The organism is uncultured Rummeliibacillus sp. (assembly GCF_934216135.1).
Taxonomy (GTDB): Bacteria; Bacillota; Bacilli; order Bacillales_A; family Planococcaceae; genus Rummeliibacillus.
Window position 1 is genome coordinate 1 of record NZ_CAKQBI010000014.1, and the last position, 25,830, is coordinate 25,830.

Below are 25,830 nucleotides of genomic sequence, written 5' to 3' on the forward strand. Positions count from 1 at the left end.
GATCAAACTCTCCATAAAAGTAAAGTTTGAAAGCTCATTAGCTTTGCTAGCGTATCATCATATGATGATATCTATTGTTTGTCCTCATTTTTAACAAAAGTTAAAAACAAAGTTTATTGATTAACATCTTGCTTGTTCAGTTTTCAAGGTTCATATCTTGTCGTTGTTTCGACGACTTAAACATCTTATCATTTTAACATCTTATTGTCAATTACTTTTTTGAAAAAGTTTTTTCAAGATAAAAAGATGAGATATTTAATTTTCTTTCATGTCTTAACGACATGTATTAATATACCTCATCTTTATGCATAAATCAATAGTTTTTTTGAAATAATTTTTTGATTTTAGATTCATCAATTACAAATAGAGTTATACCAACAATGACAATTATACCGCCAAAAACTTGAGTGGCTACTAAATATTCATTGAAAATGAAGTATGCAAGAATCGATGCACCTACTGGTTCAAATAAAATAGCGATTGAAATGACATTTGCTGAAACCCATTTTATAGCCCAATTAAAGAGATTATGTCCAAGTAAGTTTGGCACAATTGCTAATAAAATAAACCAAATCCAATCCATTGTTGGATAAGGACCAAATGATTCCCCTTTAAAAAGAACATAAAAGAATAAAGTAAAGGTACTCGTACTATATACAATGATTGTATAAGTAGTGAGTGAAACCCTTTTTCTAACATCTTGGCCAAATAACATATAGCCAGTTACTAACGCACAAGCTATTAACGCCAACATATCTCCATAAAACGCCAAGCCGCCAACTTTAAAATCTCCCCAACTAATCAACACACTACCTGCTATTGCGATTAATCCTGAGATAATCGTCTTGAACACTATTGGTTCTTTAAAGAAAAAATATGTACCTCCTATAGCGAATAACGGTTGTAAAGTGACAAGGACTGTCGAACTAGCTATAGATGTATAGTGTAAAGATTCAAACCATAATATAAAATGAAAGGCTAAAAACACCCCCGCAATAATTGAAAAAAGCCAATCTCGCTTCTGAATATTTAAAACTTCATTTTTATAATGGGTTAAAAAAGCTGGAGCCATTATGAGCACTGAAAATAACATTCTGTAAAAGGCGATTACACCGGAGTCTGCATCAGCTAGTTTTACTAATATTGCAGATGTTGATACAGAAAACACACCTATTAAAATTGCGATTAACGGGTGAACTTTTGGCTTGTCTATCTAAATCACCCCCAAAAACATATAGCGTTTTTCGCCATTCGAGTTATACAATTAAGAGTATATCCTGCCTATCATTTTAAGCTATAAATATTTTAAAGCAAGATGAATATTGAAAGGAGGAAATAATTAATTGAATTCACTGGTCGAAAATTCACTTACATATGAAACGATTTTAAAACTGATTATTGCAGCTACCTTAAGTTTAGGGATTGGCATTGAAAGAGAATTAAAAAGAAAGCCTGTTGGTTTAAAAACTAGTCTTGTTATCGCCACTTTTAGTTGCCTTTTAACAATAATATCTATAGAATCTGTTTTAAACACAAAACCCGTTACAGGCATTACTATTTCAATGGACCCGCTTCGATTAGCAGCTCAAATTGTTAGCGGAATTGGTTTCCTAGGTGCAGGTGTTATTCTTAGAAAAGGAAACGATAGTATAAGCGGTTTAACAACTGCTGCAATGATATGGGGATCAGCTGCTATAGGAATCGCTGTCGGAGCAGGTTTTTACCTGCAAGCAATTACTGCTGTTGTACTAGTTCTCATTGGCGTAGAAATTATTGCTCCTCTTTTCTTTATAATTGGACCAAAGCGAATACGTACAAAGGATGTCGCTCTCCTTCTCTATTTAAAAGACGCAAACGATATTCAAAGTATATTAAAATATCTAAATAACAATAATATGGAAGTGGATAATATTCGTATAAAGGATGTCCGATTATCAAACAATGAAATACAACACCAAATCAATTTAAAATTTTCAACATTGTCAACAAATCTTGATACCATCTCTTTATACAATGAAATAAAAAAACTTCCTTATACAGAAGAAATAGAAATAGAAATTTTATCTTAAGGGGTTAGACGATGAAAGATATTTGGAAACTTTTAAAGCATGGGAATAAACCTTCCCTACTCGCAGCATTTGTTAATCTATTTTTAGGACTTATAAAAGCGGTTGCTTATTTCTTTACTGGAAATGTCGCAATGTTCGCAGAAATGATGCATTCACTTGGAGATTCAGCAAACCAATTCTTCGTATACATCGGTTCTGCATTATCAAAAAAAGCTCCAACACGTCAGTTTCCAAAAGGTTTTGGCCGTGTAGTGAATTTAGTTTGCTTAGGAGCTGTATTAATAGTTGGGATATTATCTTACGAAACAGTTTTAGAAGGTTGGCATCAAATTCAACATCCAGCTGAATCATCTAAAATGTGGATTAGTTTATTAGTATTAGGAATTGGCATTATCATGGAAGGATCCGTTTTAATGAAAGCATCAAAAGAAATTGCCCATGATGCCGGGATAAAAGTTAATGCCATATCAGCTATTCCAAAAGCATTTACTCATTTAAGTAGTGCAAAACCTGCTACCAAATTAGTATTTATGGAAGATTTAGTGGCTACATCTGGCGGTGTTCTTGCATTCTTAGCCGTAATCATTTCTCATTTTACAGGCTTTTTACAAGCTGAAGGTATTGCATCAATTATAATCGGTATAATGATGTTCTATGTAGTAGGCGTAGTATTTTTAGAAAACGCACGTGGTGTAATTGGCGAAACAGACGAAGAAATGCTTAACCACATCGCTCATTTAGTATTAGATGATCCGAATATCCATGATATAAAAAAATTGGTCGTCCTTAAAGAAGGCGAATTTCTTCATGTCGAATTAATCGCAGAAGTTGAATCTACTTTAAGTTTTGCTTACGTAGACGATATCCGGGATCACCTAGTAGAAATAATACTTTCACAAAAAAATGTTTCAACTGTTCATATCTCATTTGACGAAGATAATGGCATTCAAGAATGGAAACATATAAGTGACAGACCCGAAGAGCTAAATTAAACTTAATCCCTTTTCAAACAATTCTTATGCGAAGAGTATTTTAATAACTCTTCGCATTTTTATTTTCTGCAATTGAATGATTTTTAGATAAATACCACAAAATAGTTATGGAGGTGATTTAATGAACGGTTTACAAAGGATTGCTCTCTTCCTCACTATTATTGGCGCACTTAATTGGGGGCTTATTGGAATATTCCAATTTGATGTTGTTGCAACTCTTTTTAGAGACGGACAGGCTAGCTTTGCAGCACGTGCAATTTATACAATAATAGCTATTGGTGGTCTATTGAGTTTAGGTGCATTATTTATGCCAAACAGAACACACCGCGTTGTAAAAGATAATGTTCGTCCATTAAAAAGTGTATAAAGCATAGCAATGCAGTTTCTCTATCCCTATTCACGGTTAATCGGATTAATAGGTTTTAGAATTCTCCTATTATATCCTCTTTACTTAACGTATTAATAACCATTCAAAAAAGGCCGAAGAACACTTTCTGTTCTCCGGCCCTTTACAATTTTACTATTAGACCCAACCTCTAAATCTTGAGGCTTCTGCAGTTTTGCGAACTCCTACCATATATGCCGCTAGGCGCATATCGATACGACGAGTAGATGCTATATTATAAACATTTTCAAATGCCTCAACCATTTTCTTCTTCAATTTTACGTTAACTTCATCTTCAGACCAATAGTATCCTTGGTTATTTTGTACCCATTCAAAGTAAGATACTGTCACCCCACCAGCACTTGCTAATACATCTGGAACCAACAAAATACCACGATCATTTAGAATTTTAGTTGCTTCAGTTGTAGTTGGACCGTTTGCAGCTTCTACTACAATTTTAGCTTGAATATTATGCGCATTTTCCGCTGTAATTTGATTTTCGATTGCAGCTGGTACAAGAATATCACAGTCTAATTCAAGTAACTCTTGGTTAGAAATTGTATTTTCAAACAAAGTAGACACAGTACCAAAACTATCACGACGGTCTAGTAGGTAGTCAATATCCAGTCCATCTGGATCATATAGAGCACCATATGCATCAGAAATACCAATGACTTTTGCACCCAAATCATTCATAAATTTAGCTAAAAAGCTACCTGCATTTCCAAACCCTTGAATTACAACGCGTGCACCTTTGATATCAATATTACGATGTTTTGCTGCTTCTTCAATAATAATTGTAACCCCTTGTGCTGTCGCACGATCACGGCCTTGCGAACCTCCCAACACAATTGGTTTTCCTGTGATAAAACCAGGTGAATTGAATTCATCAATTCTACTATATTCATCCATCATCCAAGCCATAATTTGAGAGTTCGTAAATACATCAGGAGCAGGAATGTCTTTTGTCGGACCAACAATTTGACTTGTAGCACGAACATAACCCCTACTTAATCGTTCTACTTCTCCCATGGACATTTGACGTGGATCACAAATGACACCGCCTTTACCACCACCATAAGGTAGATCAACGATACCTGCTTTTAAAGTCATCCACATAGATAAAGCTTTTACTTCATCCACAGTAACTTGAGGGTGAAAGCGAACGCCACCTTTAGTAGGACCCACAGCATCATTATGTTGTGCACGATAACCTGTAAATACTTTCACAGAACCATCGTCCATTTTCACTGGGATTCGAACTTCTAACATTCGAAGTGGCTCTTTTAAAAGTTCATACATAGCTTCATCATAACCAAGTTTTTGAAGAGCTTCTTTTATAACAAACTGTGTAGATGTAAACAGGTTTAGATTTTCTGCCATTTGATTTTTTCGCCTCTTTTATTCTTAATTATTGTCGTAAATAGCAATTAGTTTGGCTTCATTGTAACATAGTTCTAAAGCTATGTTGACTATTTATAATTATTTTTTAAATACTTCACGTATTTTATCTAAGGCCCATTCCAACTCTTTTTTTTCAATGACTAATGGTGGAGCAAAGCGAATAACTGTATCGTGAGTTTCTTTACATAACAAGCCATAATCCATTAATTTTTCGCAATATGGACGTGCTTCTGTATTAAGTTCCATCCCTATAAATAAGCCTCGCCCTCTAACTTCCTTAATCACATCATTATCAATTTTCTTTAACTCTTCAACAAAATATTGTCCTAGTTCTAGTGAGCGCTCTGCAAGTTTTTCATCACGCAAAACATTTAATGCAGCAATAGAAACCGCACAGGCCATAGGGTTTCCACCAAATGTTGAACCATGTGATCCCGGATTAAATACCCCCAAAATTTCTGCACTTGATACAACACAAGAAATTGGGAATACACCTCCACCTAACGCTTTACCTAAAATGTACATATCAGGATTTACATCTTCCCATTCACATGCAAACATTTTACCAGTTCTACCAAGACCCACTTGAATTTCATCAGCAATAAATAATACATTATGTTCTTTACAAAGCTCATAGGCCGCTTTTAGGTATCCAGCAGGTGGAATAATGATACCCGCTTCCCCTTGAATTGGTTCAACAAGAAAGGCTGCTGTATTTGGTGTAATTGCTGCTCTTAATGCTTCTAAATCGCCAAAGTCGACAAGTTTAATCCCCGGTAGTAGCGGGCCAAAACCACGACGATATTCTGGATCAGACGTTAATGATACCGCTAACATAGTTCTGCCATGGAAGTTCCCATTACATGCGATTATTTCTGCCTTATCCTCTTCTACTCCTTTAATATCATATGCCCAACGACGTGCTGCTTTAAATGCTGTTTCAACAGCTTCTGCTCCGGTATTCATAGGGAGCACCATATCTTTACCAGTAAATTCACTTACTAATTCGTACCACGGACCAAGTTGATCGTTATGAAAAGCTCTAGAAGTTAATGTTACTCGATCTGCTTGCTCCTTTAATGCTTGAATAATTTTCGGATGACGATGGCCTTGGTTAACGGCTGAATAAGCCGCTAACATATCCATATATTTATGACCTTGTGGATCTTTTACCCAAACCCCTTCTGCTTCAGATATAACAATCGGAAGTGGTAAATAGTTTTTGGCACCATACTTATTTGTCTGATCAATAATTTTTTCTGAACTAGTGATTGTCATTTCATATCCCCCCTTATGCAGTGACAAACTATTACATTCATAATCTTCTATATTAAAGCAGGCAAAATAAGAATCTAGTTGCCCGCTAATTAAAATGCTAGTCTATTAAAGTGTTTCCGATACTGATTTAGCCTGCATGTGTAAAGTTAAGAAATCTGGTCCACCTGCTTTTGAGCAAGTCCCCGACATATTGTAACCACCAAATGGTTGATACCCTACAATGGCCCCTGTGCAACCTCTATTAATATAAAGATTTCCAACAAAGAATTCCTCACGTGCTTTCTCAATATGATTACGATTTGTGGAAATTACAGCACCTGTTAAACCGTACTCTGTATTATTTGCAACTTCAATTGCTTCATCGAAATCTTTTACTTTAGAAATGGCTACAATTGGTCCAAAAATCTCCTCTTGCATCAACCTTGCATTAGGTGCAACATCTATCACTACAGTTGGATTGACGAAGTAGCCCACTGAATCATCAGCAGTCCCCCCTGCTACAATACGCCCTTCCTCATTGGCAACTTCAAAGTAGCTCGTTACCTTTTTATATGCAGCCTCATCAATGACTGTTGCCATGAAGTGATTATAATCTGTTGGGTCTCCAACTTTTAATGCATTTGTCAATTCGACTACACGCTCAACAACCTGATCATAAACATCCTCTACAATTACTGCACGGGAACATGCTGAACATTTTTGACCACTAAAGCCAAAAGCAGATTTAACAATAGATTGAGCAGCTAATTCAAGATCTGCCTCTTTATCTACAACAATCGTATCTTTTCCACCCATTTCAGCAATTACTCGTTTTATCCATAGTTGCCCTTTGTTTTGAACAGCTGCACGTTCGTTAATACGAAGACCTACATCCCGCGATCCTGTAAAACTGATAAAACGTGTACGAGGATGGTCTACTAAATAATCCCCCACTTCCGAACCGGAACCTGGTATGTAGTTTACAACCCCCGTCGGTAACCCTGCTTCTTCGAGAATTTTCATAAATTTATACGCAATAATTGGTGTTGTAGATGCCGGTTTCAATAAAACCGTATTTCCCGTTACCAAAGCTGCTACAGTCGTACCAGCCATAATTGCAAAAGGAAAATTCCAAGGTGAAATAACTACGCCTACCCCTAATGGTATATATCTATACTTATTATATTCACCAGGACGACTTTGAACTGGTTTCCCATCTTTAAGTTCCAGCATTTGACGACCATAGTATTCCATAAAATCAATAGCTTCTGCTGTATCTGCGTCTGCTTCAGTCCATGGTTTTCCAGCTTCAATTGTCATCCACGCTGACATTTCATGACGTCGACGTTTCGTAATAGCAGCTGCTTTGAAAAGAATATCTGCACGTACTTCTGGTTCTACTTTACTCCATGTTTTAAATGCCTCATCAGCCACCTTCATGGCTTTTTCAGCAAGCTCCTGGTTTGCTTTCGACACGTTTCCTACAACCTGATTTTTCTTTGCAGGATTATAAGATACAATTTTATCCTCTGTTGTTATGCGTTCCCCACCGATGATTAAAGGATAGTCTTTACCAAGCTCACTTTGTACTTTTTTTAATGCCTCTTGGTACGCTTGTCGATTTTCCTCAACGGAAAAATCAGTTAATGGTTCTGTTGTGTACGGAATCATTTCATATCCTCCTTTGTGAATAAAGGTGCAAAAAATATTTGCATTACTTTGTAGTTTACACTTATAATAATGCAAAATATTATTGCGTTTTTCAAGTAATATTTATCAAAATAATCTAAATTTTTTCAGGTGATAAAATGGATAAAAACAAAGAGGAATTATTGACCTTTTACAAATTTGCTACTGAACATGCATCTGTTGGAATACATGCTATCGATACAATGGGTAAAACCATTATTTACAATAAAAAAATGAAGGAAATCGAAGGACTTCATCTAACAGATATTCGAGATCGTTCAATTTTGGAAATTTTTCAATTTGAAAAGGAAGACAGTACTTTACTGAAAGTATTGCAAACAATGAAACCAATTTTCAATATTAAACAAACCTATTGGAATCATAATGGACAAGAGATTACAACGATTAATGACACTTATCCCATAATAAAAGACTATCAACTAATTGGTGCGGTAGAAATAGCGCGTGATATTACTACATTAGAAAAACTTTTATACCAACCTCTTAGACGCTATGGAGAACCTATTACATTTAATGTAATCACTGCAGTTTCCGAAGCAATGCAAGAAGTAATCGAAACAGCAAAAAAGGCTGCAACTACTAGACTACCTGTACTACTAATAGGTGAATCCGGTACTGGAAAAGATTTAATCGCAGAGGCTATGCATTACTTTACAACTTCCAATACTGAAAACTTTAAGACATTCTTTTGCCATCGCTCAGATAAAGCTATCATTGAACGATTAAAAGGACAATTGAATGTAAATGACAACAGTACAATCTTTTGTGAAAGAATAGAGTATTTGTCACTTGAACTGCAAAAAGATTGTCTAGCATTACTGGAAGAACATCGACAAAGTTCACATCTTTTTATCGCAAGTATCGGCGGAGATCCAATTGACTTAATAGCCTCTGGAGAATTATTGAAAGAGCTATACTATTTCTTCGCTTCTGTTTCAATAAATGTTCCACCACTTCGCAATCGGAAAGAAGATATACAGCCATTTATAGATGATTATTTAACACGATATGCACATCGTTTTGGGATAAGATTAGAGGGATTATCAAAGGAAGTTAAGCAATTATTTATGAATTATGAATGGCCAGGAAATTTAAAGGAATTAGAAATTTTACTGGATGATATTATGTCTATGGTGACAAATGAAGAACAAATAACATATGAACTATTACCAATACATTTTAAATGGAAAATGCAATCATATAAATCTTCTACAAAAAGCCCTGAAGATTTTGTTTTTCAGAGTCATAAGGAACTGTTGCCACTCGATGACTATTTAAGAGAAGCAGAAGAATATTATTTAAATAAAGTTCTTGATAAGTACAATCATAACGTCACAAAGGCTGCAGAAGCACTTGGCATGAGCCGACAAAACTTACAATATCGGATTAGAAAAATAAGAAAATAAAAACAAAAGCTATTTCGCTCAGATTTGCGAAATAGCTTTTGTTTTTACTTAATACCTGATTCTTCAATCCAATCGCGCAACTTGATTTTCAAAGAATTAAATCCAACAGAATCTTTTTCATCTACACGATCTTGCAGGGATTTTCGAGGTGGTAAATCTTTTCTTTTCATTGGCGGGCGTTCTTGTAAAGCACGAATTGATAAACTTATTTTTTTAGCGTCTTCATCTACTTCAAGCACCTTCACTTGAACTTCATCGCCAATCTTCATAAAATCAGTGATGTTCTTTACAAAACCATACGTAATTTCAGAAATATGCACTAGACCTTGAATGTTCTCATCTAATGCAACAAACGCGCCATATGGCTGGATACCAGTTACTTTTCCAGTAAGGACATCTCCTACTTCGAATTTTTTTACCATTTGCCCTTCCTACTTTCCATTGCTACTATATACGTGTTTTCACGGTAATTATAGCATAGTCCCATACTACGGGCAAAAATTCCGGAATATAAAATATAATGAATAACAGAAATAGCTCTATAAATAATTAGAAAATTTTAAAAATTTAATCAAGCATTCACCTCAACAACAAATCGTTTATAAGTAAAATAATAAAAATATTCTAATTTTTGTCACTAGTACTTAATTTTTCTGTTCTAAAACATGATATAATGTACTTCACAATACTACTTATTTTAAAGCGGTGTACCGTGCTTCTTATGTATGAAAATACATTAATCATTAAATTAAAGGGGTGCTTTATTATGATGAAAGAGAATCTTCAGACTCAACTAAAGATGCTACGAAAAGAGCGTAATCTTACTTTAGATGAGTTATCATTAAAAGCTCGTGTAGGGGTAGAAAAACTGGCCCGCTACGAAACAGGCGAAGATATACCTTCAGAACAAACATTATTAAAGCTTTCAAATGCCCTTGAAGTGCCAGTTTCAAATTTAATAGATGGAATTCCAAAAAAGGCAGGTAATCATCACGATATAGTCTAACTATGTATTGATGTTTCTATTAAATTTCATATTACCCTAATATAATATCTCGGCGATAAGCACCTTGGTACGAACTGAAGATGCCTATCGCTTCTTTTATTTAATTTGATAGTTTGATACAGAAATAAAGACAATTCTAAATACGCAAAATATTCTATAAAAATTATTTATATTACAATATGCATTTAGCTTCGAACTTGATAGCTAATAATTTATAAGATATATCTATGCATTTTTCAATAGGTATCCATTGATCAAAAGATTGTTCATATATATTTTGTATGAATTTACCCAATTCTGAAGGATCATCTATATACTGTAACGCTGCTACTACGTCTGCCGCTTCTGTATCATAACTAAAATCAGTTAAATTAAAAGGATTCCAATTTTCTAAAGTGCGTATGGCATTTCTATTCATCTCAATATTTTCCATCGAATTCACCTTATTTGCTTTCCTATTATATTCGTTATGATAACATAATTGAAAAAGATAAAAAAGAAAAGAGGGATTCGATTGAATAATTTTGATCATGTAGAAAATAGATTAAAGACAAATTCTATTAAATGGGATAAAATTTCGACTGTTTTCCACCTAGAAGATGCAACTAATGTACTCCCCATGTGGGTTGCGGATATGGACTTTGCCGCTCCACCAGTACTTATTAATGCGCTTAAAAAACGATTAGATCATCCTGTATTTGGCTACTCCTTTGAAAGTAAATCTTGTACAAATGCATTCACTAATTGGATGGAAAAGCGTCATAATCTGCATGTAGAACCAAAATGGGTTTTATATCATGAAGGAGTCGTACCAGCAATTGCTTCCATCATTGAAACCTTTACTATGGAAAGTGATGCTATTCTAGTAACACCACCTATTTACCCTCCTTTCTTCACGGTGCCTAAAAGGTTAAATCGTATTGTAAAAGAATGTCCTTTGCTAGAAAAAGAGGGGGAATATTCTTTTGATTTTGAAAAATTTGAGAAAATCACACAAGAGGCAGATGTAAAACTATTCATCTTATGCCATCCTCACAATCCTGGTGGCATTGAGTGGTCAGAACATACTCTAAAAAAAATAATCCAAATCTGTGTCAAAAATGATGTCCTTATTTTATCTGATGAAATCCATGCAGATTTAATGCTTGATGGTCAAAAACATACCCCCCTTGCAAAAGTTGCAGGAGAATTGCAAAATCACATCATTACTTGTTGCGCTCCTACTAAGACATTTAATATTGCGGGAATTCAGGCTGCTATGATAATTGTTCCAGATCAACAAAAAAGGCTACAATTGAAAAAAAATGCAGCTAAACATGCAAGAATGGGATTGTCAATCTTTGCAGCAACTGCAGTAGAAGCTGTCTATTCAGATGAAGGTGAACAATGGCTAGATCAACTTTTGGAATATATCTCATCGAATATGGATTTAGTCATTCAAAGTTTAACCGCAGCAATTCCAGGCATTAAAATTCAAAAGCCACAAGCGACATATTTATTGTGGATAGACTATCGAAATACTGGTCTAACGGAAGAAGAAGCGATGAATCGATTACTTACAATCGGGAAATTAGCACTTGAGCCCGGCACCAAATATGGTGAACAAGGCAAGGGATTTTTACGTATGAACGTTGGATGTGCCCGTTCAATCGTAGAAGATGGAATAAGTCGTTTTATAAAATCGTTCAAAGCATAGTAGAATGTGACTTTAAAAAATTGTTTAAGCCGAACATCATCTGCTACAAGTAGAGAAAAAACAAAGCCATGAAAATTTTACTGATTGTAAAATCTCATGGCTTTTCATTTTAGTTTTTTTAAATGTTAATGGAAGAAAATATTCTAAACAGAATTAGATCGATGGAATAGATTCACTTATGAGAAGAATTTTTTTCTTTAAAGATTTTTTCTTCAATTTCTCTTGTTTTTTCTAAATCTCTTTTTGCTTTCTTTCTAAAAAAATTAAAAACAAGAATACATAAAATAAGAATAATTGCCATTTCTAGTACTGCAGGAATATATTCTGCTTTATTGTCCGGAAAGTATAAGAATTCATTTAAAATCCAAAGATTCATAATTCATACGTCTCCTTATTTTTCAATAACTTTAATAGACTCAATAACAACATCTTCCAATGGTTTATCTTGGAAACCTTTTTCAACATTAGCGATTTTATCAACAGTATCCATGCCTTCTACTACTTGACCGAATACAGTGTGTTTTCCGTCTAACCATGGAGTACCACCATGTTCTTTATATGCATTAATCACTTCTTCTGGGAAACCTGCATCTTGCATTTGTCCAATCATATTCGCAGGAACTTCAGACATTTGAACGATAAAGAATTGACTACCATTTGTATTTGGACCAGCGTTTGCCATAGATAGTGCTCCGCGAAGATTCATCAATTCAGGTGCAAATTCATCTTCAAAAGAATGACCATAAATACTTTCACCGCCCATACCAGTACCAGTAGGGTCGCCGCCTTGAATCATGAAATCTTTTATAACACGGTGGAAAATGATTCCTTCATAATAGCCGTTTTTTGCATGTGTTAAGAAGTTTTCAACTGTTTTTGGTGCTTGTTCAGGGAATAACTTGATTTTGATGGCACCAAGTGTTGTTTTCATTTCTACTAATACTTCATTTTCGGCTACTTCAGATGATAATTGTGGATACATAATTACATCTCCTTTAAATTTTATATTATTTAATTTAGTTAATTTCATAAATAGAATTCTCATTTTAAAATACGAATTATTTCAAGTTTCGCTGCAGCCAGCTTCCACAGGCTTGGTATTAATGTGAAATTGCGTTATGAAATTAACTTAATTGTATCGAAAAGTAAAGATATATGGTTTCAGAAGGTTATTTAAACAAGATATCCATTCTTTTCATAACTACATCTCGTCCTAGTCTAACATAAACGAAAGCTTTTTTCATTTTCGAGACTTAAGGCAGTTATGCTCGTTAAATTGAAATCACCTCATTCGCTGTTAAAAATTCCTTTTTTTCTCACCATCCAAATAAAAATGTGCTATTCTGTTAGTTGATGATGAAATATACATAGAAATGAATGAGGAGGATACTTTTGAGAAAAGTAGTAGGTAGCCTTATTATAATTTGTAGTCTTCCTCTGCTATTTTTTCTTTTTGGAAAAATTTCAACTGAATTACAAACCGCCAAAGCTTTTGAAAAACAATTTACAGCAAACATTCAATTAGATGCTCCTAATGTGTTAGTTCCAACAATTCTTAAGGATCGCAATCGAAAAGTCTTTTCTGAAGAATATACAGAATGGAGAAAACCATTAAAACTTGCCGATATTCCTGAATTTGCTCAGAAATTATTTATCTATAGTGAAGATGAAGATTTTTATCAACATATTGGTTTTGACCTGACTGCTATAGCTCGAGCATTTATGGCCAATAATGCAAGCGGAGAATCATCTCAAGGTGGTAGTACAATTACGCAACAACTTGTTCGTATGCGATATCTATCTTCAGAAAAAACATATGAACGTAAAATGCTTGAAATTTTTTATGCTTATGAACTTGAGCGTAAGACTACTAAAGATGAAATTTTGAACATGTATTTAAATGAAATGTATTTTAGTAATGGCACTTATGGTATAAATGGCGCTGCTACTTATTATTTCAACAAACCAGTTGCTCAATTATCTAAAGCACAAATGGCCTTTTTAGCCGCCATTCCTAATAATCCATCACTCTATGATCCATTGAGACATTTCAAATATACGAAAAAAAGACAAGAGCGTTTGATTGATAAACTAGTAGAAAAAAGTGTTTTATCAAAAAATGAAGCTGAGACTATTAAAAAAGAAAAAATTGTTATCAAATTGAAGAAGAAAAAACAACTGTACCCTGCTTATAGCACATATGTAATGAACGAATTCCGTTCACTTGTTGCATCAAAAGAAGGCTATACTAGACAGTTGCAATCTGCAAAAACTTCACAACTAAGAAAAGCTATTAATACAAAACTTACAAAACGAGTTAACACTTTACTAAGTGAAGGTCTTACGATTGAAACAGCATTGTCACCAACTAAACAAGCTATCGATACATCAAATATCGATCGTATTTTGGCAAACAGAGGGAATTTGCAAGCTTCTGCTGTTGTCATTGATAATGAAAAGCGTGAAATTATAAGCATCTATGCTGGTAAAGGCTATAAAAAATATGATTATAACCGATCGTTCCAAGGAGCTCGTCAGCCCGGCTCATCTTTTAAACCACTGATCGACTATGCACCTTATTTTGAAGAAACAAAGGCTACACCCTATACATATGTTAGTGGTGCTCCTTTCTGCAAAGGAACCTATTGTCCTCAAAACTATGGTGGCCAAATTCTTGGAAATGTAACAATTCAACAAGGTTTCCGTAACAGTTATAATACGGTTGCTATGCGATTATTTGATACAATCGGCTTAAATAAAGCCTTCTCTTATTTAAAGCCATTCCAATTTGATTCTTTAACAAAACAAGATCGTACTTATGCTGCTGCAATTGGAGGATTAACACATGGTGTTACATCAGCAGAATTAGCTGATGCTTATACTAGTTTTATCGATGGAGATTATTATCCTACACACGCGATTCGTAGCGTAAAAGATAGAAACGGTAACGTTCTTTATAAATGGGGTAAACATTCTCGACAAGTTTGGTCCCCTAGTACAGTTTCACATATTAGATTTTTAATGTCTGATGTTGTTCAACATGGTACAGGTGTTGGCATTCACGTTAACGCACCATATGTTGGCGCTAAGACAGGAACAACCAATGACTATCGGGACTTTTGGTTAGCAGGATTAACAGATCGTTATACATCTGCTGTTTGGATTGGTTTTGACCGACCACAAAATATGCAAGGACTTGAAAATGCAAAAATTCATCATCGTATTTTTTCAAGTATCATGAATGATTAATATAAAAAGCTATTCGAACTAATAATTCGAATAGCTTTTTATTGTTATGAAAATGGTAAGCTCGATACAATGCCGTTATACAATTTAAATACGACATAAATGATTAACGTTAAAAAGACAAACCATATGACAATTTCGAATAGCATAACACCTACTGTAGCACCAAAAGTCATATAATTACTTAGTTTATAAATAACATATACAAAGTAAATAAACGTTGTAGCAATAAAAATTATTAGCAAGATCCAAAATGACTGAATGCCAATCGCTGAAGCTAATGCTCCAAAGAAAAAGATGACATTCCCACCACGAGCTTCATGAACAGTTTTTCCTTCTAAATCTTTTGAGAAAAATAGCATAGCTAACTCATGAATAGTCTCTCCTATTAATTTTAATGCTGAGAATAACATAAAATAACATAATGCAAAAACTATTAACAAAAAGATACGCATTTGAATTTCAGATAAAAATTCTCGCATTCCTGAATATACGCCGATAGATTTGAATAACACAATAGACTCTGTCACGGTAAATAGGCCAAATGTTAAACTAAACAGAATAATTGTGATGAGCGGCAAATATCCGTAAAGATATGGATTTTTCATTGCTTTGTTTCCTCTTTTTTATGTATTTCATTCCTATACCATAATAGCTAAAAACTAGGCTAACTATCAAGAGCAACTAAGGAATATTTCTAGTAAAATAGCTCATCTCATGACATAATCACCTCTAAAATAAAAAGCTCTTACCCACTAAGCGAGAGTAGGTAAAAGCTTTTTTATTACCAGTAAGGTCTATAAGGTCGGAACGGTCTTCTATAATATGGTGGATAGAATGGCCCTCTATTATAATAATAAGGGGGGTATGGACGAAATGCTGATCCGACTAATCCTCCTAAAAAGCCGCCAAAAAATGGTCCACCAAAACCTCCGAAGCCTCCACCATATGGATAAAATGGATACATTGTCATCCTCCTCTCGCTCTATCCTATGTATGAATAGGCGAGAAAGCTAGGACGTTGCCTATTATTTCAAATCTTCTTGTGCTAGACGTTCAACAAAGGTAGCAAGTGTACGTACCATAACCCCTGTTCCACCTTTTGGTCCCAAGTCGTATTCACTTAAAGCGTCAGAAGTACCTGCAATATCCAAGTGAATCCATGGAGTATCTCCCGCAAATTCTCCGATAAATCCACCACCAAAAATCATATGCCCATCTCTACCTGGGGAATTATTCAAATCAGCTACATCACTTTTACGTATACGTTTTTTGTCGTTTTCTGTTAATGGTAATTGCCATACAAACTCGCCCGTTTCAATAGACGCCTCTAAGAATGCATCAAAGAATGCTTTGTTATTTGTAAGAGCACCAGTTTTATCGTAACCAAGAGCTGTAATAACTCCACCTGTTAATGTAGCCAAGTCTATTAAATAATTTGCCCCTTGTTGTTTAGCATAAGCAACAGCATCCGCGAGGACTAAGCGTCCTTCTGCATCAGTATTTAAGATTTCAACTGTTTTTCCACTAAATGTTGTGATCACATCATCAGGTTTAAATGCATCACCAGAAATCATATTATCCGTTGATCCTATTACACCAATTACATTTTTGTTTGGTCGTAATTCACCAATGATACGCATTGCACCTAAAACTGCAGCTGCTCCACCCATATCACCTTTCATACCTACTAAACCAGCTTTAGATTTGATGGAATAACCTCCAGTATCAAAGGTAACTCCTTTCCCAACAAATCCTATAACATCTTCCCATTTTTCTGTAGCTTTATATTTTAGCGTAATCATACGTGGCTCTTCTTTAGAACCCTTATTGACAGCAAGAATAGCACCCATTCCAAGTTCTTCAAGCTGTGCTTTATCCAAAATTTCAACTTCAAAGCCGTATTGCTCTGCAAGTTCAACAGCATAGTCAGCTAATTTAGCAGAATTAAGCATATTTCCAGGTTTATTGATCAATGTACGAGCTTCGTTTACTGCAGATGCATAAATTTCTCCAACTTCAAAACCTGCTACAATTTCATCGATATCCTTGTCAGTGATGAAAGATACATTTTCTAAAGCAACATCTACAGCATTGGATGTTGTTTTGTAATTTTCTACTTTATAAGAACCCATTAGAATACCTTCTGCTGCCATAATCACTGCATCAGAAGCTGGGATTTCATCTGTCTCGAAGGAATCCACCCAGATATTCATAGAGCTTACTTTCAATTTACTTAGTGCTTTCCCTACATGTCCAAATGCTTCACGTAATACTTCAGGTGTTAATGTTTTGCGATTTCCTAAACCAACGAAAATAAAACGTTTTACTTTGGTGTTTGATGTAAATACCGGAATCTTGGTAATCGCCTTTTCACTTGTTTGAATGTCACCATCTTTAATCCATTGTTCAATTGGTTGACCAAAGAATTCAACAAATTTATCCCAATTAGATATATTGTTTTGATTTTTCGATACACCAACAATTAATACTTCTGCATCAGCAGATTCAAAACTTTTGACACTTTTATCGATAAGCATTTTTTTACCTCTTTCCCGCATTATTATTTACATTATATCAAACTAATTCGGCATTCGAAATATTTGTTATTAGAAAATTCAACGATTTCTTAAAATAGATTTGAACAATTCCCCCTCAATCCTAATCATTATCATCTATTCTTTGAAATATAATTCGTTTTTCTCTCCAGGGTAACTCAGTTCACTAAAACTTTGCTACCTTCAAAAATGATTACAAATTATTTAAAAGATGAACCATCATTACCTCTGTGCTATATTAAATGCAAGTAACAGTTCTGATAGTAAATACAATTGCTTAATCGTTTTAAAAGTAAAAGCTGAAAGGTGCTGATATTATGGAACTTCTACACAACACCCCTTTGCTAGCTGCACTATTCGGTATTTTAATTGCACAGTTTGTGAAAATCCCAATTCATTTTATCGCTACTAAAGAAATGGATTGGGGACTCTTTACCTCAACAGGTGGTATGCCAAGCTCTCATTCAGCAGCCGTATCTGCGCTAACAACAAGCATTGGCTTTGAGTATGGACTTTCGTCTCCACTGTTTGCTATATGTGTTATTTTTTCTGTTATTGTCATGTTTGATGCAACAGGTATTCGTTACCAAGCAGGTCAGCAAGCCGTTGTGATCAATCAAATGCGTAAAGACTTTCAAACGTTTATCATAAAATCTAAAGAATCCCTTGATAAAAACCCCGTTCAAAAGATTGAAGATTTAAAAACTTTACTTGGTCATCGTCCAATCGAAGTTTTTTTTGGTTGCTTAACTGGTATACTAATTTCCATCATCATATATACAGTTTGAAACCCTATTCCCTACTCATAAGAAAAAAGCAGTGAGCCAAATAAATGCCCACTGCTTTATGTTAAAACATTTGATAACCCATTCTACGTAAAATTTTCATTACAATACCAGAAATAATCGCTCCCACTAGACCGCTAGCAAGAATAAGTATATCTGCAGGTTGCAATGAAATTAGTTTATGTCCTAAAGCTGAAAATGCTGTACCAGCTTTAAAGAAATAATCTAAGAAACTAACATCATCCACAATGAAAATTACGACGATTGGATATAGAATAGCCATAAACCAAGTTGATCGAAGTAACATATTTAATAAGAATCCAATTCCAAAGAACATAACTAAGAAAATTAGCATGGATAGGATTAATTGGATAATAGAAAATCCACCTGTCATATGTTTGAAACCTCCATATTCTCTCACATTAGTGTAACTGATTGAGACAAGGCTTTCAATGACTAGGTATGTTTTTCTATGACTTTGTCAAAAATCTGTAAATTAGAAGAATAGTTTGTAGTCAGTATATCCAAATACATTTTCTCTATCTATTCCTTCCATCGTAGCAGGTAAAGCTCTTAGTGGAAAATCTACTATTTGCATTAACATAAGTGACGTACGTTTATCATTCTTTAAAGCTTGTGGTGTCATCCAACAAGCTTCGTATAATTCATCTAATTGCACTTTAATCTGTTGCTCTTGTGTATTAGCAGTTAGATAAAACACAGCCATCGTATCACTTATATCATTATGAATAACACCTGTTCGTAATCCTACTAACCCTTGCATCGATGCCTTGATGCCCGTTTCCTCTTGTAATTCACGATGGCAGGCTTGATCGATTGTTTCGCCTGGTTTTACAAACCCTGCTGGTAATGACCACATTCCATCTAATCCGCCATAGCGCTTCATCACAACAAGCCATTCACCATTTTCGTTTTCAACTAATCCAGCTACACCAAGCCAGACTCGTGAGCGATCTTTACTGTTCATATACATCACCTCTTACCAGTTCATCCTTCAACAAAGTAAGAAAGTTAAAGAATCTACGTCAATTTTAAGGATTGACCTGCTTTCTTAACTTGCTCATTTAACCTTTCCAACGTCATCCTATCCGACGAAAATATAAACCATACAATTATTTAAAGGGATTCAATTTCCCCTTTTTTAAAACTAAACCTAAACCGCCTATTAAATATAATGCACGATTATCAATTACTTTTTTCATAATATAAGCAGTTTTACCCGTAATTTCTTTGCCAAATGCATTGCTAATTGCATCGCTACCACCTAGTGAACATACAGTTCCTTTTAAATCCGGTATAAATGGTTTTGTTTCTTTGCCTTTAAGTAAAGCTACTAGATTTCTTGCGACTGTATTGGCTTGTTGCACTGCAATTTGAGCAGTTGGCGGATATGGGCGTTCTGTCTCTCTATTGACCAAAAATGCACAATCCCCAACCATAAATATGTGTTGATAACCTGGTACACTTAAATCTTCTTCAACCGCGACTCGAGCACGCCTTGAAGGTAAGTCAGATTCTTCTACAACCCTTGGTCCTCTTACGCCAGCTGCCCATACAACAGTACCCGCCTTGATGAAATCAAATTGGTTGGGGCCTTTCTTAATCTTGACTCCCTCTTTTGTCGCTTGTACAACAGGTGTACCCACTGAAAATTCAATGCCTTTATTTGTTAGTACATCTACCGCGTAATTTACAAGTGTTTCTGAAAACATTGGCAATATCGAAGGAGCTGCTTCCACACAAATAATACGGACTTTTTCTCTTGGAACATCGTATTCTCTACATAATTCTGGTACTTTATTTGCTAGTTCACCTATAAATTCGATCCCGGTAAAACCGGCGCCACCAACAACAATCGTCAATAAAGCATCATCTTTTTCAAATAATTCTTGAGATGCCCATTCCGCAAATTGTGTATGAATATGATCCCGAATTTTACGAGCATCATTAACATTTGTTATACCAAAAGTATATTTGTCCAATCCATCGATTCCAAACGTTTCTCCTTCAAAGCCAAGTGCTACTACTAAATAATCATAATATAATTCACCTTGATTGGTTTGAACACTTTTATAATGGATATCAATTTTTTCTACAGTTGCTTGTTTGAATATTATTTTTTTATGTAAAACGTCTTTTATTTCATAACGTACTTGTTCCGGTTTTAAATTTCCGGCAGATGCTTCATGTAACCATGTAGTTTCATAATGATAGGAATTTTTATTGACAAGCGTAATTTCTGCATCCCTAGATCGAAGTCTTTTCTGCAAATTTATAGCCGTCATTAAACCTCCGTACCCAGCACCCAATATCAAAATTTTTGGCTTAATCACAAAAAATCAAAACCACCTTTTAATTTTTAATAGGCAGAATATATTTTAAACCTATAGTATTATGTATGTTTTTTCTCCATCGCCTATGAAATAATCTATAAATCAACAAAATTATCTATTTATATACTATCTTTTTTATCGCTTTAGTTCAAATTAATCTTTGAATACATTAATTTTCAAAGAAAAAACCCCTTTGAAAAAGTCAGATTTTAAAATTGACTTTACAAAGGGGCTTACATTTCTTTGTCACCTAGTTTTTTTAAATTAACATTCTTCCGGTGTACCAGCATTCTTCGCTGTTCTAAAAGAACTTCCACAACCGCATGAGGCAATTGCATTCGGATTGTCTATAGTGAAGCCACCGCCCATTAGGGACTGTTTAAAATCTATTTTTGTTCCTTTAAGAATTGGAGCATCTTCTTTTGAAACAATAATTTGTAAACCATGTTCTTCAAATTGCTCATCATTCTCTTTTTTTTCTTGTTCAAAACCCATTGCATATGAAAGACCGCTACAACCGCCACCTTTTACGGCAACACGCAAATAAGCGCCTTCTTCTCCATTATTACGCATCATTTCTGTTATATGAAATGCTGCTGCTTCTGTAATATCAACAACTTGTGTCATCCGAGTCACCTCTTTCCTATATCCATCATATCAAATTTATCAATGCTGAGTAAAATAACAAACGCTCACAAAAATATCGAATTTATCATTAAATTAATATGATATAATTTACCTACAATTATTGTAGTAAATGGAGCTGTTATAATGGAAATTACCCCCTACTATAAAAAGCAGATAGAATGTATTCATTGTAAAAAGAAATTTAAATCAACGAAAACAAGGGCAAACTTTGTCAAAGTAAAAGAAACTGAAAGTGATTTCCATCCTATTTATGAAAATGATATAAATCCTTTGTTTTATAATGTATTTGTTTGTGAACATTGTGGTTTTTCATTTACAGAAGATTTTTCAAAATACTTTGCTCCAGGATTAAAGGAAATAATAGATGAAAAAATATCTTCACATTGGAAAGCACATAATTTTTCAGGTGAAAGAACTATAGAAGATGCCTTACAAGCTTACCAACTTGGACTTGTATGTGGAAATTTAAAAAAGGAAAAACATATTGCGTTAGCTGGTCTAGCACTCCGCACTGCCTGGTTATATCGCTCCATCAAAAACGAAGTACAAGAAAAGCGATTTATGGAAATTTCACGAGATCAATATATTGAATCATTTTCCACAGAAGATTATACAGGAACTTCAATGACTGAAATTCGAGTAATCTATTTAATCGCTGAATTATCTCGTAGAATTGATGATCGTGATAAAGCAATACGTTACTTCTCAAAAGTAATAGAAATGCAACGAAATTCAAATGAAGTGAAAATTATTGAAATGGCAAAAGATCAGTGGAAACAAATGCGAGAAGAAAATGTTAACCAGTAGACCACTATTAAATAGAAATTTATTAGCTTCATTTTTTTCAATCGAAAAAAAAGGTCGGCCTTAAAATTGCTTATTTAGCAACTATAGGTCAACCCTTTTCTATAGATTAAAAGACTTGTTCTACTTCTACTACTCCAGGTACTTCTTCTAAAAGTGCACGTTCAATACCAGCTTTTAGAGTGATTGTTGAACTTGGGCAGCTACCACATGCACCTAGTAAACGTAATTTAACAACACCATCTTCAACATCTACTAAATCGCAATCTCCTCCATCACGAAGAAGGAATGGGCGTAATTTATCTAATACTTCTTGTACTTGTTCTTTCATATCTGAAACATGTTCTGTCATAACTATCGACTCCTTTCCTTAAAATCATTATAATGTGTATAAGATAAAAAATCCATTATTGAAATGCGAGGTTAATTGATCATGACCAATAATTCAATTTCAATTGAGATATTTGGAGCTAGTGTACAGTGTGCAAGCTGTGTAAATGCGCCATCTTCAAAAGATACATTCGAGTGGTTAAAAGCTGCAATTGATCGTAAATATCCCAATAACCCTTATAATATTAGTTATATCGATATTGAGCAGCCAATTGAGAATGACCGGCATGCAAAATGGGCACAACGAGTAATGGATGATGAATTCTTTTATCCACTAGTACTTATTAATAACGAAGTAATTGGAGAAGGTTATATTCAACTAAAACCAATTTATCAAGAACTCGAAAAATTAGGCTTCCTACCAGCGTAAACTGGGGAAGCCTTTTTTATTTTTAAATAGCGATTTATATTCGTACTGATTCAATTTGAAGACTTTGAAGAATTTCTTTTTTCATATGAGCTAACCGCTCACTCCCACGGTCGCGCGGAAATGGTTCATTAATGATAAATTCACGTTCTACTTCACCAGGTTTTCCTGATAAAACTATGATTCGATTACATAAATATAATGCCTCATCAATATCATGAGTAACAATAATAGATGTCACTTTTTCTGCACGCCATATATCAAGCATTAAATCTTGAAGTTGCATTTTTGTGAAGGCATCAAGAGCACTAAACGGTTCGTCCATTAATAATAATCCTGGTTTTGCTACAATAGCACGCGCTATCGATACACGTTGTGCCATCCCTCCAGATAATTCTTTTATATATAAATTTTCTGCACCTTCAAGTCCAACTTGTTTTAAAAGTTTTCTTGCAAACTTATTATTGGTTTCTTCATTGCCTTTTAACGTAAAAGTTACATTTTCCAAAACAGTTAACCAAGGAAATAATCTAGCTTCTTGAAAAACTACACCTACTTTAGGGTGTGGTCCATCTATACTTTCACCTGAAATCAAGACTTCTCCCGTATAGCCATTGTCTAACCCTGCAATTGCACGTAATATTGTACTTTTCCCTGAACCGCTCTTTCCTAATAATCCAATGGTTTCCCCTTCTCGAGCATCAAAGGATACGTTTTTTACGCCATTTTGGTTATCAAAAATACGGGTTAATTGATTTACTTCCAATACCATTTGTTAACCTCCTATCATACTGTTGTCTCGCCATTTCAACATACGATTCTCAACAAGTTTAATAAGCCAATCTGTTAACTTTCCAACAAAAGCAAACAGAATTATGCTACCAATGATTAAATCAGGTGAAGATGAATTTTGACCAATCACCAAGAGATATCCTAATCCTTGGCTTGCCCCCATAAGCTCAGCGGCCACAACAAACATCCATCCTAAGCCTAAACCACTACGAACACCTGTAAAGAAAGAAGGCAAACTCGCTGGAAAAATAATACGCCTTACTAACTCAAAATGGCTAAACCCTGCAACTTTTCCAACCTCTATTAGTTTACGATCCACATTTAAAATGCCACTTACAACATTTAAGTACACTGGAAAGAACACCCCAACAGCTATTAAGCTGATTTTTGAAGGTTCACCAATGCCCATCCAAAGGATAAACAATGGTACCCAAGCTAGTGATGGAATCGATTTAAATGCTTGAATCATTGGATCAAAAATACGCTCTGCTTTATTGTAAAAACCAACAATCAAACCCAATAATACGGCTAAGAAAGTTCCAATTAATGAACCAACCAGTACGCGATAGACTGTTATTCCTAAATGTCCCCAAAGCGTCCCGTCTAATGCTAAACCTTGGATTGTATAAATCACAGCTAATGGAGATGGTAGCTGATATGAAGATAATATTCCTGTGTCTGTTACAAAAATCCATAGAGCTAAAAGAAGCAATGGAAGAAATAAACTAAGGACTATCTTTGAAGCCTTAGCTCTTTTTATTTTATTTACAGACGGCTCTTTCCCATATTCTATGGATGATGGAAACTCTGCAATTTTCTTCGCCATACAAACCCTCTCTTTACTTAATAATTTTTTTTGCAAAAGATGGTTCAACAAGATTATTTGTTGTTTTTTCTACATCTACATTTGATTTGATAACTTTTGCTTTCTGTAATACTTCTCCAGCAGCATTTAAAGCCGTCACTTGTTGCTCACCAGGAATTGGTTGATCAAAATTTGTACGTTCAAGTTGAATTTTTGCAGTATTCAAATCTATTTTTGCTTCCTTTGAAATGATTTCTGCAGCCTCATCAGGATGAGTTATAATCCATTTACGTGCTTCCTCATAGGATTTAATGACTTTTTCGACTGCTTCAGGATATGCCTTTTCAAAATCTTCTCTTACATTCAAAAAATTATAGGTATTAAACTCGGTATTACGATAGAATAATTTTGCATTTGCTTCTTGCTCTGCTGTTGCCATAATCGGATCAAGACCTGCCCATGCTGCTACATCACCTTTAACTAATGCTTGATAACCGTCATTATGTTGTAAATTTACAAATTTAATATCCTTTTCACTTAACCCTTCTTCATTTAATGCACGAAGTAAGAAAATATAAGGGTCCGTTCCATATGTAGCAGCTACTTTTTTTCCTTTTAAATCGTTAATAGACTTAATAGAATTATCTAATGATACTAAAGCGGTCCATTCTGGTTGAGATAATACATAGACATTCTGTATAGGAACTTCCTTAGATTTTGTGATTAAACTTGCTGCCCCTGCCGCTGAGCCAAAATCGATACTGTTACTTGTTAAAAATTCTAAAGCCTTATTACTTCCTTGACTTAATGTCCATTCTACCTTCACATCATCTTTTTTAAATTCTTCCTCTAACCAACCAAATTTCTTCAGAACTAAACTTGTAGGGGAATAATATGCATAATCTAATCGAACTGTTTTTAATACATCATTTCCAGATGCTTTACTATTGCCACATGCTTGTAACACACCTATTACGAGCAATAATGAGAATATTAACATGAACAAAGCGGATTTCTTCATCCTTCTACCTCCTTTAGTTGAAAACAACTTTCATATAAAATTTTAACTTTTCTAAATTTTTAATATAGTCATAATATTATTGTTATAATTCCTATTTGTCAACTATGTTTTATATGTATGTGATCTATTCTCTAA

28 protein-coding genes and 1 pseudogene are annotated in these 25,830 nt (G+C 34.4%); 10 read left to right on the plus strand and 19 right to left on the minus strand.

Translation table 11 applies throughout. From position 1 onward, the window contains the following. Nucleotides 1-313 precede the first annotated feature (313 nt). A complete protein-coding gene (locus Q0977_RS10550; RefSeq protein ID WP_299513700.1) occupies nucleotides 314-1,213 on the minus strand; it encodes a DMT family transporter in 900 nt (299 codons plus the stop codon). Between the two features lie 130 nt (nucleotides 1,214-1,343). On the opposite strand from Q0977_RS10550, the gene Q0977_RS10555 reads away from it, so the two are divergent. From Q0977_RS10555 to Q0977_RS10565, 3 genes are all read left to right on the plus strand, one after another. After that, nucleotides 1,344-2,069, plus strand: a complete 726-nt coding sequence (locus Q0977_RS10555; RefSeq protein WP_119416891.1) for an MgtC/SapB family protein — start codon at nucleotides 1,344-1,346, stop codon at nucleotides 2,067-2,069. 11 nt (nucleotides 2,070-2,080) lie between these two features. Then, entirely contained in the window at nucleotides 2,081-3,061 is a 981-nt protein-coding gene (locus Q0977_RS10560) for a cation diffusion facilitator family transporter (RefSeq protein WP_119416890.1), read from the plus strand. Nucleotides 3,062-3,182: 121 nt separating this feature from the next. Further along, nucleotides 3,183-3,428: a DUF378 domain-containing protein gene (locus Q0977_RS10565; protein WP_299513531.1), complete on the plus strand. Its 246-nt coding sequence runs from the start codon at nucleotides 3,183-3,185 to the stop codon at nucleotides 3,426-3,428. Between the two features lie 156 nt (nucleotides 3,429-3,584). Here the strand turns inward: Q0977_RS10565 and Q0977_RS10570 are convergent, their stop codons facing one another. From Q0977_RS10570 to pruA, 3 genes are all read right to left on the minus strand, one after another. Beyond that, nucleotides 3,585-4,829, minus strand: a complete 1,245-nt coding sequence (locus tag Q0977_RS10570; protein ID WP_119416888.1) for a Glu/Leu/Phe/Val dehydrogenase — start codon at nucleotides 4,827-4,829, stop codon at nucleotides 3,585-3,587. A gap of 99 nt (nucleotides 4,830-4,928) precedes the next feature. Next, on the minus strand, nucleotides 4,929-6,122 hold the full coding sequence (locus Q0977_RS10575; protein ID WP_119416894.1) for an ornithine--oxo-acid transaminase: 1,194 nt from the start codon (nucleotides 6,120-6,122) through the stop codon (nucleotides 4,929-4,931). 111 nt (nucleotides 6,123-6,233) lie between these two features. Further along, a complete protein-coding gene (pruA, locus tag Q0977_RS10580) occupies nucleotides 6,234-7,778 on the minus strand; it encodes an L-glutamate gamma-semialdehyde dehydrogenase (protein WP_119416887.1) in 1,545 nt (514 codons plus the stop codon). A 137-nt stretch (nucleotides 7,779-7,915) separates the two neighbouring features. On the opposite strand from pruA, the gene Q0977_RS10585 reads away from it, so the two are divergent. Next, nucleotides 7,916-9,223, plus strand: a complete 1,308-nt coding sequence (locus Q0977_RS10585; protein WP_299513535.1) for a sigma 54-interacting transcriptional regulator — start codon at nucleotides 7,916-7,918, stop codon at nucleotides 9,221-9,223. A gap of 44 nt (nucleotides 9,224-9,267) precedes the next feature. Here Q0977_RS10585 and yugI read toward each other — a convergent pair whose 3' ends face one another. Further along, on the minus strand, nucleotides 9,268-9,645 hold the full coding sequence (gene yugI / locus Q0977_RS10590; RefSeq protein WP_119416885.1) for a S1 domain-containing post-transcriptional regulator GSP13: 378 nt from the start codon (nucleotides 9,643-9,645) through the stop codon (nucleotides 9,268-9,270). Nucleotides 9,646-9,989: 344 nt separating this feature from the next. On the opposite strand from yugI, the gene Q0977_RS10595 reads away from it, so the two are divergent. Continuing rightward, complete coding sequence (locus Q0977_RS10595) at nucleotides 9,990-10,229, plus strand: helix-turn-helix domain-containing protein (RefSeq protein WP_367269470.1); 240 nt, start codon at nucleotides 9,990-9,992, stop codon at nucleotides 10,227-10,229. A 172-nt stretch (nucleotides 10,230-10,401) separates the two neighbouring features. Here the strand turns inward: Q0977_RS10595 and Q0977_RS10600 are convergent, their stop codons facing one another. Next, a complete protein-coding gene (locus tag Q0977_RS10600; RefSeq protein ID WP_119416884.1) occupies nucleotides 10,402-10,662 on the minus strand; it encodes a DUF1871 family protein in 261 nt (86 codons plus the stop codon). A gap of 81 nt (nucleotides 10,663-10,743) precedes the next feature. Here Q0977_RS10600 and Q0977_RS10605 point away from each other — a divergent pair, with 81 nt between their 5' ends. Then, the gene (locus tag Q0977_RS10605; protein WP_299513541.1) at nucleotides 10,744-11,925 is read left to right on the plus strand and encodes a MalY/PatB family protein; all 1,182 of its coding nucleotides are present in this window, start codon (nucleotides 10,744-10,746) and stop codon (nucleotides 11,923-11,925) included. Nucleotides 11,926-12,097: 172 nt separating this feature from the next. Here Q0977_RS10605 and Q0977_RS10610 read toward each other — a convergent pair whose 3' ends face one another. Beyond that, nucleotides 12,098-12,301 carry a hypothetical protein gene (locus tag Q0977_RS10610; RefSeq protein WP_124217958.1) on the minus strand — a complete coding sequence of 68 codons (204 nt, stop codon included), beginning with the start codon at nucleotides 12,299-12,301 and terminating at the stop codon, nucleotides 12,098-12,100. Nucleotides 12,302-12,316: 15 nt separating this feature from the next. After that, nucleotides 12,317-12,907: a peptidylprolyl isomerase gene (locus Q0977_RS10615; protein ID WP_119416881.1), complete on the minus strand. Its 591-nt coding sequence runs from the start codon at nucleotides 12,905-12,907 to the stop codon at nucleotides 12,317-12,319. A gap of 410 nt (nucleotides 12,908-13,317) precedes the next feature. Here Q0977_RS10615 and Q0977_RS10620 point away from each other — a divergent pair, with 410 nt between their 5' ends. Then, nucleotides 13,318-15,174, plus strand: a complete 1,857-nt coding sequence (locus Q0977_RS10620; protein WP_299513553.1) for a transglycosylase domain-containing protein — start codon at nucleotides 13,318-13,320, stop codon at nucleotides 15,172-15,174. A 44-nt stretch (nucleotides 15,175-15,218) separates the two neighbouring features. Here Q0977_RS10620 and Q0977_RS10625 read toward each other — a convergent pair whose 3' ends face one another. The 3 genes from Q0977_RS10625 to Q0977_RS10635 form a co-directional block, all read right to left on the minus strand. After that, nucleotides 15,219-15,779 carry a DUF5366 family protein gene (locus tag Q0977_RS10625; protein WP_124217956.1) on the minus strand — a complete coding sequence of 187 codons (561 nt, stop codon included), beginning with the start codon at nucleotides 15,777-15,779 and terminating at the stop codon, nucleotides 15,219-15,221. 176 nt (nucleotides 15,780-15,955) lie between these two features. Continuing rightward, nucleotides 15,956-16,144 (minus strand): hypothetical protein, encoded by a 189-nt coding sequence (locus Q0977_RS10630; RefSeq protein ID WP_119416878.1) that lies wholly within the window; start codon nucleotides 16,142-16,144, stop codon nucleotides 15,956-15,958. Nucleotides 16,145-16,199: 55 nt separating this feature from the next. Further along, nucleotides 16,200-17,711: a leucyl aminopeptidase gene (locus Q0977_RS10635; RefSeq protein ID WP_299513559.1), complete on the minus strand. Its 1,512-nt coding sequence runs from the start codon at nucleotides 17,709-17,711 to the stop codon at nucleotides 16,200-16,202. A gap of 335 nt (nucleotides 17,712-18,046) precedes the next feature. Between Q0977_RS10635 and Q0977_RS10640 the strand changes: the two genes are divergently transcribed. After that, nucleotides 18,047-18,517, plus strand: coding sequence for a divergent PAP2 family protein (locus Q0977_RS10640; RefSeq protein ID WP_299513561.1), 471 nt, complete (start codon nucleotides 18,047-18,049; stop codon nucleotides 18,515-18,517). A 61-nt stretch (nucleotides 18,518-18,578) separates the two neighbouring features. Here Q0977_RS10640 and Q0977_RS10645 read toward each other — a convergent pair whose 3' ends face one another. The 4 genes from Q0977_RS10645 to Q0977_RS10660 form a co-directional block, all read right to left on the minus strand. Continuing rightward, on the minus strand, nucleotides 18,579-18,908 hold the full coding sequence (locus tag Q0977_RS10645; protein WP_119416875.1) for a YuiB family protein: 330 nt from the start codon (nucleotides 18,906-18,908) through the stop codon (nucleotides 18,579-18,581). A 102-nt stretch (nucleotides 18,909-19,010) separates the two neighbouring features. Beyond that, nucleotides 19,011-19,502: an NUDIX domain-containing protein gene (locus Q0977_RS10650; protein WP_119416874.1), complete on the minus strand. Its 492-nt coding sequence runs from the start codon at nucleotides 19,500-19,502 to the stop codon at nucleotides 19,011-19,013. Nucleotides 19,503-19,647: 145 nt separating this feature from the next. Continuing rightward, nucleotides 19,648-20,868: an NAD(P)/FAD-dependent oxidoreductase gene (locus tag Q0977_RS10655; RefSeq protein ID WP_299513567.1), complete on the minus strand. Its 1,221-nt coding sequence runs from the start codon at nucleotides 20,866-20,868 to the stop codon at nucleotides 19,648-19,650. A gap of 264 nt (nucleotides 20,869-21,132) precedes the next feature. After that, nucleotides 21,133-21,495 (minus strand): iron-sulfur cluster assembly accessory protein, encoded by a 363-nt coding sequence (locus Q0977_RS10660; protein WP_119417430.1) that lies wholly within the window; start codon nucleotides 21,493-21,495, stop codon nucleotides 21,133-21,135. Between the two features lie 144 nt (nucleotides 21,496-21,639). Between Q0977_RS10660 and Q0977_RS10665 the strand changes: the two genes are divergently transcribed. Beyond that, nucleotides 21,640-22,323: a DUF2225 domain-containing protein gene (locus tag Q0977_RS10665; RefSeq protein WP_299513570.1), complete on the plus strand. Its 684-nt coding sequence runs from the start codon at nucleotides 21,640-21,642 to the stop codon at nucleotides 22,321-22,323. A 106-nt stretch (nucleotides 22,324-22,429) separates the two neighbouring features. On the opposite strand, the pseudogene Q0977_RS10670 reads toward Q0977_RS10665, so the two are convergent. Beyond that, nucleotides 22,430-22,728, minus strand: a pseudogene (locus Q0977_RS10670) (NifU family protein). 25 nt (nucleotides 22,729-22,753) lie between these two features. Here Q0977_RS10670 and Q0977_RS10675 point away from each other — a divergent pair. Then, nucleotides 22,754-23,080: a YuzD family protein gene (locus tag Q0977_RS10675; protein WP_119417427.1), complete on the plus strand. Its 327-nt coding sequence runs from the start codon at nucleotides 22,754-22,756 to the stop codon at nucleotides 23,078-23,080. Nucleotides 23,081-23,114: 34 nt separating this feature from the next. Here Q0977_RS10675 and Q0977_RS10680 read toward each other — a convergent pair whose 3' ends face one another. From Q0977_RS10680 to Q0977_RS10690, 3 genes are read right to left on the minus strand one after another with little or no spacing between them, the layout of a single operon-like run. Then, the gene (locus tag Q0977_RS10680) at nucleotides 23,115-23,849 is read right to left on the minus strand and encodes an ABC transporter ATP-binding protein (protein ID WP_299513574.1); all 735 of its coding nucleotides are present in this window, start codon (nucleotides 23,847-23,849) and stop codon (nucleotides 23,115-23,117) included. 3 nt (nucleotides 23,850-23,852) lie between these two features. After that, on the minus strand, nucleotides 23,853-24,695 hold the full coding sequence (locus Q0977_RS10685) for an ABC transporter permease (protein WP_299513577.1): 843 nt from the start codon (nucleotides 24,693-24,695) through the stop codon (nucleotides 23,853-23,855). Nucleotides 24,696-24,708: 13 nt separating this feature from the next. Beyond that, nucleotides 24,709-25,695, minus strand: coding sequence for an aliphatic sulfonate ABC transporter substrate-binding protein (locus Q0977_RS10690; RefSeq protein WP_299513580.1), 987 nt, complete (start codon nucleotides 25,693-25,695; stop codon nucleotides 24,709-24,711). Between the last annotated feature and the right edge of the window lie 135 nt (nucleotides 25,696-25,830).

Bases quoted from the DNA above. Each gene is read 5' to 3' on its own strand.
- Q0977_RS10560 (WP_119416890.1), top strand. From the start codon at position 2,081: ATGAAAGATATTTGGAAACTTTTAAAGCATGGGAATAAACCTTCCCTA.
- Q0977_RS10565 (WP_299513531.1), top strand. From the start codon at position 3,183: ATGAACGGTTTACAAAGGATTGCTCTCTTCCTCACTATTATTGGCGCA.
- Q0977_RS10570 (WP_119416888.1), bottom strand. From the start codon at position 4,829: ATGGCAGAAAATCTAAACCTGTTTACATCTACACAGTTTGTTATAAAA.
- pruA (WP_119416887.1), bottom strand. From the start codon at position 7,778: ATGATTCCGTACACAACAGAACCATTAACTGATTTTTCCGTTGAGGAA.
- Q0977_RS10585 (WP_299513535.1), top strand. From the start codon at position 7,916: ATGGATAAAAACAAAGAGGAATTATTGACCTTTTACAAATTTGCTACT.
- yugI (WP_119416885.1), bottom strand. From the start codon at position 9,645: ATGGTAAAAAAATTCGAAGTAGGAGATGTCCTTACTGGAAAAGTAACT.
- Q0977_RS10595 (WP_367269470.1), top strand. From the start codon at position 9,990: ATGATGAAAGAGAATCTTCAGACTCAACTAAAGATGCTACGAAAAGAG.
- Q0977_RS10600 (WP_119416884.1), bottom strand. From the start codon at position 10,662: ATGGAAAATATTGAGATGAATAGAAATGCCATACGCACTTTAGAAAAT.
- Q0977_RS10610 (WP_124217958.1), bottom strand. From the start codon at position 12,301: ATGAATCTTTGGATTTTAAATGAATTCTTATACTTTCCGGACAATAAA.
- Q0977_RS10615 (WP_119416881.1), bottom strand. From the start codon at position 12,907: ATGTATCCACAATTATCATCTGAAGTAGCCGAAAATGAAGTATTAGTA.
- Q0977_RS10625 (WP_124217956.1), bottom strand. From the start codon at position 15,779: ATGAAAAATCCATATCTTTACGGATATTTGCCGCTCATCACAATTATT.
- Q0977_RS10630 (WP_119416878.1), bottom strand. From the start codon at position 16,144: ATGACAATGTATCCATTTTATCCATATGGTGGAGGCTTCGGAGGTTTT.
- Q0977_RS10635 (WP_299513559.1), bottom strand. From the start codon at position 17,711: ATGCTTATCGATAAAAGTGTCAAAAGTTTTGAATCTGCTGATGCAGAA.
- Q0977_RS10640 (WP_299513561.1), top strand. From the start codon at position 18,047: ATGGAACTTCTACACAACACCCCTTTGCTAGCTGCACTATTCGGTATT.
- Q0977_RS10645 (WP_119416875.1), bottom strand. From the start codon at position 18,908: ATGACAGGTGGATTTTCTATTATCCAATTAATCCTATCCATGCTAATT.
- Q0977_RS10650 (WP_119416874.1), bottom strand. From the start codon at position 19,502: ATGAACAGTAAAGATCGCTCACGAGTCTGGCTTGGTGTAGCTGGATTA.
- Q0977_RS10660 (WP_119417430.1), bottom strand. From the start codon at position 21,495: ATGACACAAGTTGTTGATATTACAGAAGCAGCAGCATTTCATATAACA.
- Q0977_RS10665 (WP_299513570.1), top strand. From the start codon at position 21,640: ATGGAAATTACCCCCTACTATAAAAAGCAGATAGAATGTATTCATTGT.
- Q0977_RS10675 (WP_119417427.1), top strand. From the start codon at position 22,754: ATGACCAATAATTCAATTTCAATTGAGATATTTGGAGCTAGTGTACAG.
- Q0977_RS10680 (WP_299513574.1), bottom strand. From the start codon at position 23,849: ATGGTATTGGAAGTAAATCAATTAACCCGTATTTTTGATAACCAAAAT.
- Q0977_RS10685 (WP_299513577.1), bottom strand. From the start codon at position 24,695: ATGGCGAAGAAAATTGCAGAGTTTCCATCATCCATAGAATATGGGAAA.
- Q0977_RS10690 (WP_299513580.1), bottom strand. From the start codon at position 25,695: ATGAAGAAATCCGCTTTGTTCATGTTAATATTCTCATTATTGCTCGTA.